Genomic DNA, 12665 nt, shown 5'->3' with positions numbered 1-12665 from the left:
GCTGAAAGGATGCCCCCCTCGAACGAACTTTGTCAGTTCGCGATGCACAGGCCAGTTCAAAGCCAAGCCCAATTCTGTGATTTGAAACCCATCATCTACACGTTGCACGTTCGGGTTAGCTAGGAGGATCAGCTGTCGTCTCACGCTGATCTGAGGCAAATTAGTATATTTAGCCAAACCGCGAGTTGTCCACGGTTAAGGATGGATAACAAGCGCTTGATGCTCCCTCTGCATAGGGGGCGGATACTTAAAATGATCAAACGTGACTTGCCAGCGGCGCCAACGTCGCAACCGATTGCGCTCAGTTTCATTCATCGACATAGCCGCATACATTAATGATTATGATTTAGCTGACAAGCCAGCTGAAGCAACGTTCCCATTAGCGGTAACAAGTAATCGTGGCTTACCGAGGCGGACGATCGCTCCAAAGTGTCCCAGAGTTAAAACGCTGATAACCATAGTCAAACAGCGCTTGCATGTACTTTGGATCGAACGGCTCATCTAGAGGATGGTTGAAATCATTTCCGATCCAAGTTGCTTGGTATTGGGCGTCTCTCTGCAGACTTAGTTTGTACGCAATCGTAAGATCATCTACGCCTTGAGCTTTGATTAGTGTAGAAAGCGAGCGTGCAGATACTTGGAAGACCCCCGGATTAATAATTCTAAGTTCTGGCTCAACTTTGCCGTTTCGGATCGCATATAGCTTGCCACCGCGAACATATTTCCTTGGGATATCCCATCCAGGCACGTAGGCGGTTTGAGAATAGACACCACCATCAACGTGAAGTTCATCCCGAACACCATCCTGAGTTTCGACGTCGATCAAAACCGGAGGAAAAACACCCGGAATTGCCGCGGATGCGAGCAAGACATCACCAAACGTCTTTTTCGCATTTGGTGAATTACTGTTCGCGATGGCGCCCATATCCCAAAGCACTGGTCTTTGTGCATCCAAACTCACCGTCTGAACTAACAACCGCCGTCCGCGACGATGTTCTTTGGCAATCTGCGATAGAAAATCGTCGGTTATGTAAGTTTCGATAAGTTGTTTTAACGGGTCAGAGCTTTTGACAGAAGAACCACTTAGGATGCCAGTTATAAATCGGCCTCTGAATATCCGCGACGGTGGTAGCCCACCATAGAGCTCTTTGAGCTCATCATCATAGTTGGAACCCAGAAAGGCGAATGGTGCGGCCAACGCGCCTGTAGAAACCCCTGTAACGGCCATAAATTCTGGGCGCGTGCCGGAATCACTCCATGCGGACAGGATACCGGCAGCGAACGCTCCATCCTCGCCACCGCCCGATAGTGTTAGGGTGTAATTCGAAGAAAACCTCGACGCGCGCCTTTGACGATAAGCCTCCTCAAGAATTTCACTGATATTGATAGGAGCGACATCGGCCCAATAACGAGCACCTTCTATGCCAAGGACCTGCGGGTTCTCGAGATCTGTCGCGCTTACTGGATTTCTTGAAAGACTTGAGCACCCCAGTTGGAAAAGCAGCAGTAGCAAAATACACAGCTTATTCAAATGCATGCGTCCCGTCTTCTCCACCGCTGGCTCCATTAGGTTAAACTAGTACACGGGCCAGTAACTATTATCTGAACCATTGCTCTTGATCGTCGTGCCGGCTCTGAAAGCGCATTGAGCGTCGCAGTTTTTTGGTTGCGTTCAAGTATAGCATGCCAAATAAAAACAAGTAACTCATCGCGCTAACGTTTTTCGGTCGGGGCCATTTCTGTGCTAGTTGGTAGGACGTCGGCGTGAGATGTCTGCTCAGCACGAGACACAGGCCCAACTGACCATACCCTTTGTCCCAAATACAAAGAAAAACAGAGCATGACTGCAAAATTCACCCAATAGAGCGCGATGTCACTGAAGTAGGTGGTAGCGGCATTCGCGATCAGGGGACCGGTTACGGATCCTAAAGTCCAAACCAATAGCATAGTTACCGCCGCCGAAGACACAAAGACCGGAACCGTTCGGTCCAACGCGTGCGCCACAAGCAAAGAGTAAAGGGTGAGCAAGCTACCACCCAGCAACACCAGTATGATGGAAAGTACTGCGAAACCGATTGAGTTGTAGCCGAATGAATTGACGCTATGGTCGTAGTCCACATCGACCAGAACCGCCATCAGAAGAAGAACTACTGTTGCGGTGACCGTAGCTATCAAGATTACTATCCGACGGTCAATCTTGTCGGATAGCCATCCAAGCGGAAACTGAAAAAGGACACGCCCAAGGTAAACTAGGGCGACCATAAGGGCCACATCAATAATGGCGACCCCTAGCTGAGCAGCATTGTAGGGGACAACGCTCAACAAAGTTGTAGACACCATCCCCATGGCGAACACGCCTAAGAATGCAGCTGGAGCATCGTCGAATAATCCGCGTATGCGAATGGGTACTCTGGACTTATTATTAGGAGGAGTGGAGCGGGTAGTCGAGATAACCAAAATCGAAATGCAGTAAAACAAAGCGACGTAAACGAATGCCTCTCGAATATCCCCAGGCACGACAAAAACTAGAAACTGACTGAACACGGCGACTACGCCGACGATTATCGCATACACCGCGAGAACTCTTCCACGGGTTTTGTCCTCCGCAGTTTCATTGAGCCATGTGTCACCAATCGAAAAGAGTCCTGCGGTCGCCAATCCGGTAAGGAAGCGCAAAAAAATAAGGAATGGCGTGCTAATGGAAACTGAGAACAAAATGGCTGCTGCTATCGTTATAGCTGCACCAGAAGCAAAAGCACGAATGTGGCCAATATCTGAAATGGACTTGGCAACGACAAAACACCCGACCAAAAATCCCAGGGAGTATGCGGACGCGGCAAACGAGGCTGCTTCTTGTGATGCTCCGATTTCAGAGAACGCAAGTGGCACTAAAGTTCCTGATCCAGCGGTAGCCAGCTGGACAGCAGCCATTGCTATGAAGAGTGATTGCAGATTAAGAATTTGGTTTCCGATTGCCAATTCAGCCTATCTCCAAGTTGAAACGTGTCTGGGTCAGTTTTTCTGATTTTTGCTTCTACTCAAGTAGACGCGCAGTATTTCCCAAAAAAATGCTACTACTTTAGGTTCTTAGCATTGAGTTCTACTAAAGTCGAAAACCACCGGACACCACAGTGGAGCTTCCGGCTTTCGCGAACATAGTGTATTGATCTACTTTTAGCTTGCGCGCTGTAATATAATAATAAACCGTACCCAATTAATCCAAATTTGCACCGAGCCATTTTGGCTCGCATAAACTTGTAGGAAACTACTGGTTTGGGCAGAGTTGGTTCAAACGATCTCTTTTCCCACGAAGCTCCGTGTGCCTCTCCGAATTTGTAACAAGCGAGCAGCTTCGAAGAAGCAGGTGAACAAATATGCATCTAAACTTCCTAGGGACATTGGCGGCTATTTTACTTAGTGCTTTTCCCAGCGTGGCAGCAGCACAAGATACCACTGCAATGGCAAGGCCCGCTAAAGTCTTCACTGTTGTTAAAGCATCATCGGATTTTGAAAGAATTTATCCTGCAATTGTCTACCCGTCGAGGGAAGTTGAACTCTCTTTTCGGGTCAGCGGACGAATAATAGAATTACCAATTAGGGCCTCCAGCAATGTTGTGCAGGAAGGCATTGTTGCCCAACTAGACACCCGAGACTTCGAAGTCGAGGTAGCAAGGCTTAATAGCCAACTAGAAGAGGCAGAGGCAAACTTAGTTGTGCTGAGGTCAGGTGCACGCCCTGAAGAAATTACAGCTTTAGAAGCCTCGGTTCAGGCAGCTCAAGCTCAACGAGATCAAGCAAGAGAAGAATACATCCGCTCTGCTCAGCTTTTGGAAAGGGGGGTAATTCCTACTGCGCAGTACCAACAACGTGAAGCTGCCTTTCGTCTGGCAGAAGCCGAGCTGGTGTCGCGAGAAGAGCAGCTGACAATTGGTCGGGTCGGTGGGAGGCCAGAAGAGATAATTGCAGCAGAAGCGTCGATCCGCGGTCTAAAAACACAAATTCAATCGGCAAAAAACAATCTTTCTGACGCGACGCTTCGAGCGCCATTCGATGGAACGATTGCCAAGCGCAACGTGGACAATTTCCGCAATGTTCAAGCTGGTGAAACAATCGCCTTAATCCAAGATCTATCGACTGTAGATGTAAGCTATGACTTACCCGGCGCTGACATTATCGCAATGTCGTCAATCGGCTTCGACAATGTTGTAAGTATGGTTACGTTTGACTCCTTGCCAGACGTAGAAATGAAAGCAGATCTCGTCGAGTTTACCACGCAAGCAGACGCAGCGACACAAACCTATCGTGGTCGTCTATCGGTAACCCCTCCTGAAGATTTAGTCGTACTGCCGGGGATGGTAGCACGCGTGATTATTAGGGCAGACGGGCAAAGCGGCACACAGGTTGTCGTTCCATTTTCGGCTCTGGCGGCAAGCCCCGACGGTTCCCCATATGTCTGGCTGCTTGACGGATCCAGCAACACCGTTATGCGTCGACCGGTTGAATTGGGGGAAATATCTAACGAGTTTGTGTTCGTCAAAACGGGTCTTGAAGAAGGGAACATGGTTGTCACTGCAGGCTTGAGCGAACTGCAGGATGACATGGTGGTTCGCCCAATTTCAAAAGTTGGTGAGTAGCAAATGGATCTCGCAAGGTTTGCAATTGAGAAGCGCCTTATTTCGGCGTTGGTGACTATTCTCATCTTGGTGGCCGGCTATTTTGCATATTTAACTCTTCCTCGTTTCGAAGATCCCGAGTTCATAATCAGGCAAGCTCAGGTCATAACACCTTATCCGGGCGCCACTGCAGAAGAAGTCGCGGAAGAAGTCACCGAAGTTGTTGAGAATGCCCTACAAGAACTCCAAGGGGTAAAAGAGGTAAAGTCAGTCTCTTCACCCGGTCTCAGCACCGTTACGGTCGAATTTACAATCCCCACGACGCCTGATTTTCCGTCGCTTCACGCAAGATTTGCCCAACTGCGCGCAAAGATACTTGACGCTCAAACTAGCCTGCCGCCGAACGCACTCCAATCGCAAGTCTACGATGACTTCGGCGATGTGTATGCCTTGTATTTCGCGATTGTTGGCGATGGCTATTCTATAGCCGAGCTCTACGAGTACGCGAAGGAGCTCCAGAGGGAGTTGGTTGCCGTCAACGGTGTTTCCAAGGTGGTCTTAAGTGGTGAACAGAATGAAGCGATCTTTGTAGAATATGCACCAGCAAGGTTAATAAAACTTGGAATATCGCCACAGCAAATTGGGCAAGTTCTGGAGGGGCAGAACCTCGTATCGCCCGCTGGTTCCCTCAAGTCCAGCTCGCGTCGCATAGAGATAAGGCCGTCGGCGGCAGTCGCCTCAATTGACGCTATCAAAGACCTGGTCGTTTCTGTGCCGAGTAGTGGTGCATCATTTCGACTTTCAGATATCGCAACCGTGTCGCGCGGCTACGTTGAACCCGCAAGCCCCCTACTTTTTCGGGACGGTCAACCTGCAATTGGAATTGGAATATCGAATAGCCTGGGCGGAAACGTTGTGAACATGGGCGAAGCCGTGAAGCAACGGATAAACGAGCTGGAGAACCTAAGGCCAATCGGAATCCAGATTTTGCCAATCTCTGATCAGTCTGCTTCGGTAAAAGAATCGATCAACGACTTTGTCATGAACGTGGTTCTGGCGCTCATCATCGTTGTAGGCATATTGCTTATTTTTATGGGGTTAAGATCCGGAATACTCATGGGAGGTATTCTGTTGGTCACGGTCGCAGGCACGCTTGCCGGCATGCAGCTCTTGGGGCTCGACATGCAAAGGATTTCACTAGGCGCGCTGATCATTGCGCTCGGCATGCTGGTTGATAACGCTATTGTCGTTGTCGAAGGTACGTTGGTCCGTGTGCAACGCGGTGAAGCCACCAGCGACGCTGCTATCTCTGTCGTAAATCAAACCAAATGGCCGCTACTTGGAGGAACAGTTGTAGGGCTGTTGGCGTTTTCCCCAATTGGCTTTTCACCGGACGACACCGGAGAATACGCCGGGAGCCTCTTCTGGACCATTTCGATTTCCTTGCTCTTTTCGTGGTTGGTAGCGATATGGCTCACGCCCTATTTTTGCACTTTGCTGCTGAAACCAACCTCGGAAACACCGCCTGCAGAGAATGCTATTCTCCGTGCATATCGTTCGCTCCTCGCTTATGCGATCCGATCCCGGTACCTTACAGTGGGACTTATTGTTACGCTCTTTTTCTCTGCAATCGCAGGGTTCGCGTTAGTACCGCCGGGTTTCTTTCCCAACAGCACCAGGGCTCAATTTGTGGTGGATTACTTTTTGCCAGAGGGAACTGACATTGAACAAACTAGTCAGGACATGCGAGAAATTGAAGCGCATCTCTTAACTCTACCAGGTGTCACCTCCACAAATCTTTCTGTGGGCAGCGGGCATTTACGCTTCATGTTGGTATACGTCAGTGAAGACCAGAACCCCGCCTATGGTCAAATTTTGGTGGACGTGGAGGATTATCGGCAGATCGATGCATTGCAGCCGGAAATTCAGACTTGGATCAACCAAAACTACGCTGACTCATATGCAAAAGTTTGGAAGTTTGTACTGGGCCCTGGTGGTGGATCGAAAATCGAAGCTGAATTTTCTGGACCCGATCCCGTTATGCTTCGCGAACTCGCCGAACAGGCAAAACTGATATTCGCTGAAAACGGTGCCATCGCGATAAAAGACGACTGGCGCGAACAAAAGCAGGTAATTCAACCAGTTATTGACACAGAAAACGCCCGTAGGCTGGGCCTCACCCAAGCGGAAATATCCAGGGCAGTTTACTGGCATCAAGTAGGGGCGCCAATAGGGATCTATCGCGAAGGCGACAACCTCTTGGACGTAGTTATGCGTCCATTCGAAGCAGACCGAAACAATATCACTGACCTAAAAAACATCCAAGTTTATAGCGATGTAGCCGGAGGGTACATTCCAATATCCCAAGTTGTTGACCGATTTGACCTTGTTTTCGAAGCTGGGAACCTTAGGCGCATCGACCGCAAGCTTGCAATCACCGCACAAGCCGATAACGCACCAGAAGTACTCTCAGGCGACCTTTTCGCTCAAGTCCGACCACTTGTAGAGGCAATTATTTTGCCAAGTGGGTATTCTCTTGAATGGAGGGGTGAGTATGGCGACTCGCAAAGTGCAAACGACGGTTTAGCTTCGACTATGCCGCTTGGGTTCGGCGCGATGATTGTCGTTGTTTTCTTCTTGTTTAACGCAGTCCGTCAGCCACTGATCATATGGTTGACAGTACCTCTGGCTCTCATTGGAGTCGTCTGGGGGCTCGCGGCAACCAGAACGCCGCTCGAATTTATGGCAATACTGGGTATTTTGTCTCTAACAGGGATGCTTATCAAAAACGCTATCGTCCTTATTGACGAAACCGATACTCAAATTTCCGGTGGAAAACCTCGCCTACAGGCTGTTGTTGACTCAGCTGTTCTACGCGTCCGCCCAGTGTCATTAGGAGTTCTTACTACTGTACTCGGAGTGATGCCGTTGTTGTGGGATCCGTTTTTTGAGTCGCTAGCAGTAGTGATCATCTGCGGCTTGAGTTTTGCGACCGTTCTTACACTGATCGTAGTCCCAACTCTTTACTCAATCTTCTTTAGAATAGATGAACACGAAACAGAGGCTTAGCTACTGCAATTTCATTGTAGCCGCAAAGCACGATAACCAGAACTTACCAACACATGAACCCTGCAAATTGTGTCTAATCGCCATGCCTATTGTGTCTCCAATCAGCTGATCAGAAACGGAGCCGATCCGACCGGATAGCGCTTGCCTGGGCGCAAGTTGGAGACGGCGGTGGCGACTGCGATCGCCGCACATTTCAGACGGGAGACTGAGAAATACAAGTGTTGCTGTCAGACAAATTTGATCTCGTCTTTGTTAGGCCAGTGACGCTGTCCTTTTTTCCGCACCAGGTTCGCTCCACCAGGCAAGAGCGACGCTGCTTGTTAGCTTGAAGGTGTCTCGGCTGGTTAGCTATCTTTCCTGATTTAAATGGTTGTAGACGGAGGAGTGGAAAGCGGCGAATATCTGCAAACTTCGCATGCGGCGGAAACGTTGCATTGCTAGTTCTCGTCGTCGGAATGGCAGTTGTGAGTTCTCAACCCGATTGTTGAGCCACCTGCCCGTCCTTTGTTTTTTTGAGCGATCCCAGTTCTCTAAGTGCAGCCTTGTAGGATGCACAACGACCCGTCACGATCTCTTTGTCACAACTATACCGCTTCATCAATTTCTTGAACAATTTCAATGCTGCAGCTTTGTTTCTGCGCTTCGTGACGACAGCTTCGAGCACTTCACCTTCATGATCGACTGCGCGCCAGAGATAATGCCTCTTGCCATTCATCTTCACGAAAACCCCGTCCACGTGCCACTTCCATTTCGAGAATGCGCACAGCCGCTGGACTCGCTTTCTTCGTATCTCAGAAGCAAACACCGGACCCAAGCGGTTCCGCCAATAGCGGACGGTTTTGTGACTGGCATCGATACCTCGCTCGTGAAGTAGTTCTTCGACATCCCGCAACGAAATTGGAAACCTGATGTACAGCATCACCGCCCAGCGGATAATTTCAGGACTAGTTTTGAAATGCTTGAAAGAGGCAGGTTTGTTAATTCCCAATCACTACGCAAACCCCCTGCCCCGCTCAATCAAAGTCCCTCTGACAAAATCTTCTGAAAAATGTACTGAGCCATTCCGGCTCAGTTGGCCTTGGCAAAAACCGGCGATCCGCTCAATAATCATGCTCAAGCGACACCAAACTGAAGTCGAATTTGAACTGGAAGGAGTTAGAAGGAGTCACGGCTTCAGAGGATTAACGCAATGCCGTCGTTTAAAAGTAAAAACGGGCGTTGGACGCTAATTTCAGGCGGAGCACAGGGCATCAGAGAAACTTACTCCCGCGGTGCTGCGCCGCTTGAGGTCGGCGCGGTAGTCAACGATATAGATCCGTTCGCGCTGGATGACGTAGGGTTCGGACTGCCGCGTAGTACGGAGTCGAGTACTTGCCGGTGAAAGTCGATCTAAGTACCGACGACATGCACGAGCAGGTCGTGGATGTTGTCGATGAGAGGGAGATTTGCTTGCTCTTTTTCAACGTCGCGATTTTGACGGTCGGGCCGTTCGATGCGAAAGACCGATGTCTTGACTTTGAAATCGCGCGCAACGGTATCAACGTTAGCGGACTGCTGATTCTGACATATAACTCAGGTTCATGGCCGATCATGCTGTCCAGAATTTCTCGTGTGGAAGGGAGCCCAAGAAGGCCCTGGATTAGAAACTGCACGCCGACAAGACCGCCGCCGCGAAAATCCCTCTTTCAAGACGAGGTTTGGACAAAGCCAGGGGAATTTGAATGCAAGATCTACCATTCTGGAAAGCGATTCTGATCGCATTGACAATCCTTGTCCTAGCTGCAGCCTACTTATTAGTCACGTCGCTCCTTGGCCTTAACGACCCCTGGGTCGCATTCGTGGCGGTTACGATCTGGAGCGCCATCGGCATGAAACTCGAACAAGCTCCGGGTGTGTTCATTGGCGGCGCACTTGGTCTAGTGATCTCCTGGTCGATCTCCGCATTGCCTTACATTTATGGGGACCTCGCATTGGTGTTTCCGATCGCTGCGATCGTCCTCGCGATCGCGTGCAAGATCAAAGAGATTCTGCCGCTCATCTGCAACTTCGGCCTGTTTATTTTCTTGACCCTAGGCTCGGCAGACATCGTTCTGGAGGAAGGGATGCAACTTGCTTACCTCGACGATTTGGCATTCGGGGCAATTTGCTTCTGGGTCTTCCCTTGGTTGGTCATGTGCTTGAGATCGGAGGCCGCGACACAGGACTAGAACAACAAAAGGCCACCGCGACCGCGTGGCCCCTGAATTAGATAGAACATAGAGGGATTGAGGAAATGGGACGTTGTGACGGCCGAGTGGCATTTGTAACCGGGGCGAGCCGGGGGATCGGCAAAGCCATCGCGATGCGGCTGGCCTCGGAAGGGGCATCCGTTGTTCTGAACTCCCCAATAATGGGGGAGGAAGCTGGGCTGCCCGGCACATTGGATTCCGCTGTTGCGGATATTCAGGCGATGGGTGGCAAGGCGGCGGCGATCGCTTGCGATCTAGCAGATCCAGAGGCGCGAGCGGGGCTCATTGAGCGTGCAAGCGAGTTCTTCGGGCCCGTCGACATACTGGTGAACAACGCCGGGGCCGGAATTATGAAACCGCTCATCAAGATCGAACACGGCGAACTGACTTTCATGTTCGAACTGAACGTGATCGCGCCGGTCGACCTTGCGCGGCAATGCTTGCCTGAGATGAAGAAGGCCGGCGCCGGGTGGGTCCTGAACATCGGCAGCGGATCGGCCAGGATAGACGAACTGCCTGGCCGCAACGGCATTTCGAAGGAAGCGACTCTCTCTATGGGGGGGTACGGAACAACCAAAGCGGCGCTGGACCGCGCGACCCTGGCACTCTCACGCGAAGTGCAGGAGTACGGGATTTTCGTGAACTCCATGCGGCCAACGGCCATCGTGCTGACCCCCGGCGCGGACTTCACGCGGATGATCGCCAAGACCAACCCGGATATGCTGGAGCCGGTCGAAATGATGGCCGAGGCAGCGCTCGAGTTGTGCACCGGGCGCCATGTGGGTCGAGTAATCGCGAGCCGCGAGATCATCTATTACGTAGGTGGCAAGGTGCACAGTCTGGATGGAAAAACCGTACTGGGCGACGCATTTCTGCTCGGAGACCCGGGAAGCAGTGCGGGCTGACACCTGGGTCACCGTCATGCAGGTCGACCGGATCCCGGTTCGTTCCGATAAGCAGAAGCTTCACGACAGGGTTCTGAGGTGACGCTGGCACTCATCGAATAATTGATCCTCTGGTATACGCCAGTTCAGCGTGTCTAAAAGAGGTGCGCGTCTGGTTCATCGATGATCGGCCACCAAACATGATGCTCCAACATCTGCCAATTCATTTTCTCGACACCTTGAGATTGTTTGAATAAATTCAAGAGTTCTTTGTCAAGGAGACTGCCGCCACGAACATACTTTCGAATTTCGCGAAAGAAACTGACATTAAATGCCAGTTGCAGTTCCGTAAGTTGGATGCCCCGCTCCGTACGCTCGATCGCGTTACCTACGGCCAGCAAGTCAAGCTGTCGGCGGACTGTCGTTTGCGAAAGGTTGGTATGTGTCGCAAGAGCACGCGTGCTCCAACTTTGCTGATGCACCCACATAGCTTGGTGAACACGTTGAAGTGGGTCTGAATAGTTGAACCAATCAAATGTCACTTTCCACCGCCGCCAAAGGCGAAGCTGGTTTCGTTCGGTCTCAGTGCATTCCAACTTCATAACACGAAGGTTTATCACAGAGAATCAAGACTTCAAGTGCTCGATATTCACCTATCTTGATCCGCAGCACGCGCGCCTGGCAGCGCATTTGGTCCGCTTGCAGATCCGAGTTTCGGATGAGTGGCCGAGCACTGGTTTGTCCTGTCAGGGTATGCGTGCACATGCCCTGCGCCTCGTTCTTTCCGGCCGGTTTCAGACAAACGGTTTGAAGTTCGCGGTGTAGCGGTCGAACAATCTGTTTCTATCTCGGATAACGAAATACGCCGCAATGCCCTGTCGCTGCGCGAATGCCAGCCCTTCATCCGGCCCCATGACCATCAAAGCTGTCGAAAGTGCGTCCGCAGTCATCGCGTCTTGCGCGATAACAGTGACGGAGGCCAACGAATGAGCCACCGGTCGCCCGATGCGCGGATCGATTACATGTGAAAAGATCTGGCCACCTTGCCTGATGAAGTTGCGGTAGTCTCCGGAGGTGGCGACGGCCCGATCGTTCAATTCGACGATCCGGTGAACTGCCCTCTGGCTCCGTTCCGGGCGTTCAATTCCGACCCGCCACGGTCGGCCGTCTGGGCTGTATCCCTTGGCTCTTAACTCGCCGCCGAGATCGACAAGATAGCTGTGAACACCCCGCGCATCGAGCATTTCTGAAAGTTGGTCAACAGCATAGCCTTTGGCGATCCCACTGAGATCGACTGCCAGTTGGGGGCGTGTTTTCCATATCTCGGGTCCCTCAAGCATGAGGGCATCCATTCCCATACGCCGAGCGGTTTGCGATATTTCAACGGTGGTGGGAGGTGCCAGTCTTCGTCCTGAAGCGCCAAAACCCCAGAGCTCGACAAGAGGGCCTATTGTTGCATCAAAGGCGCCGCTGGTCAGGTTGTTTACGCGCCGGGCTTCTTCGATAACCTTACGGGTGTGGTCCGAAATTGTAACCGGTGAGTTCATGTCAGCGGAATTGAACTTGGATAACTCTGAATCGGGTTGGTAGGTGGACATCAACCTGTCCACTTCCGCCAGCGTCCCCAGCGCATTCAACTGCAGCGATCCGACAGTTCCTGCGTCGTCAGGGAACAAGATGCGGTAGTAGGTTCCCATCGACTCGCCGGAAAGCGTTGCCAAACCCGTGGCCTTGGCAACCGCCGGAGTACTGAGGCCTGAGGCTATGCCGGATACGACACCCATCGTGCCAACCAGAAATGTCCGTCTCTTAATCATTGTCTGTACTCCAACATTTTCCGTTTCCGGAAAGCACTCATGACGCACTGCAGC

At 51.2% G+C, this 12665-nt stretch carries 8 protein-coding genes and 1 pseudogene; 4 read left to right on the top strand and 5 right to left on the bottom strand.

From position 1 onward, the window contains the following. Window positions 1-403: 403 nt before the first annotated feature. Complete coding sequence (locus RUE5091_RS00415) at window positions 404-1555, bottom strand: patatin-like phospholipase family protein (protein WP_165590730.1); 1152 nt, start codon at window positions 1553-1555, stop codon at window positions 404-406. 158 nt (window positions 1556-1713) lie between these two features. After that, window positions 1714-2979 carry an MFS transporter gene (locus RUE5091_RS00410; protein ID WP_131726249.1) on the bottom strand — a complete coding sequence of 422 codons (1266 nt, stop codon included), beginning with the start codon at window positions 2977-2979 and terminating at the stop codon, window positions 1714-1716. Window positions 2980-3374: 395 nt separating this feature from the next. Here RUE5091_RS00410 and RUE5091_RS00405 point away from each other — a divergent pair, with 395 nt between their 5' ends. Beyond that, window positions 3375-4634: an efflux RND transporter periplasmic adaptor subunit gene (locus tag RUE5091_RS00405; protein ID WP_082643504.1), complete on the top strand. Its 1260-nt coding sequence runs from the start codon at window positions 3375-3377 to the stop codon at window positions 4632-4634. Window positions 4635-4637: 3 nt separating this feature from the next. After that, window positions 4638-7682 (top strand): efflux RND transporter permease subunit, encoded by a 3045-nt coding sequence (locus RUE5091_RS00400; protein ID WP_058279914.1) that lies wholly within the window; start codon window positions 4638-4640, stop codon window positions 7680-7682. A 252-nt stretch (window positions 7683-7934) separates the two neighbouring features. On the opposite strand, the pseudogene RUE5091_RS00395 reads toward RUE5091_RS00400, so the two are convergent. Continuing rightward, a pseudogene (locus RUE5091_RS00395) lies at window positions 7935-8664 on the bottom strand (IS6 family transposase). A gap of 739 nt (window positions 8665-9403) precedes the next feature. Here RUE5091_RS00395 and RUE5091_RS00390 point away from each other — a divergent pair. Both RUE5091_RS00390 and RUE5091_RS00385 read left to right on the top strand, forming a co-directional pair. Further along, window positions 9404-9889, top strand: coding sequence for a hypothetical protein (locus RUE5091_RS00390; RefSeq protein ID WP_058279913.1), 486 nt, complete (start codon window positions 9404-9406; stop codon window positions 9887-9889). Window positions 9890-9975: 86 nt separating this feature from the next. Next, window positions 9976-10815 (top strand): SDR family NAD(P)-dependent oxidoreductase, encoded by an 840-nt coding sequence (locus RUE5091_RS00385; RefSeq protein ID WP_058279912.1) that lies wholly within the window; start codon window positions 9976-9978, stop codon window positions 10813-10815. Between the two features lie 134 nt (window positions 10816-10949). On the opposite strand, the gene RUE5091_RS00380 is transcribed toward RUE5091_RS00385, so the two are convergent. Both RUE5091_RS00380 and RUE5091_RS00375 read right to left on the bottom strand, forming a co-directional pair. Beyond that, complete coding sequence (locus tag RUE5091_RS00380) at window positions 10950-11336, bottom strand: hypothetical protein (RefSeq protein ID WP_131726248.1); 387 nt, start codon at window positions 11334-11336, stop codon at window positions 10950-10952. Window positions 11337-11588: 252 nt separating this feature from the next. Next, on the bottom strand, window positions 11589-12611 hold the full coding sequence (locus RUE5091_RS00375; protein WP_082643502.1) for an FAD:protein FMN transferase: 1023 nt from the start codon (window positions 12609-12611) through the stop codon (window positions 11589-11591). Window positions 12612-12665: the final 54 nt, after the last annotated feature.

The sequence above is a fragment of the Ruegeria denitrificans genome (assembly GCF_001458295.1).
GTDB classification, from domain to species: Bacteria; Pseudomonadota; Alphaproteobacteria; order Rhodobacterales; family Rhodobacteraceae; genus Ruegeria; species Ruegeria denitrificans.
Note: the sequence above shows the minus strand (reverse complement) of the source record. Positions and strands in the feature narration are given on the sequence as shown.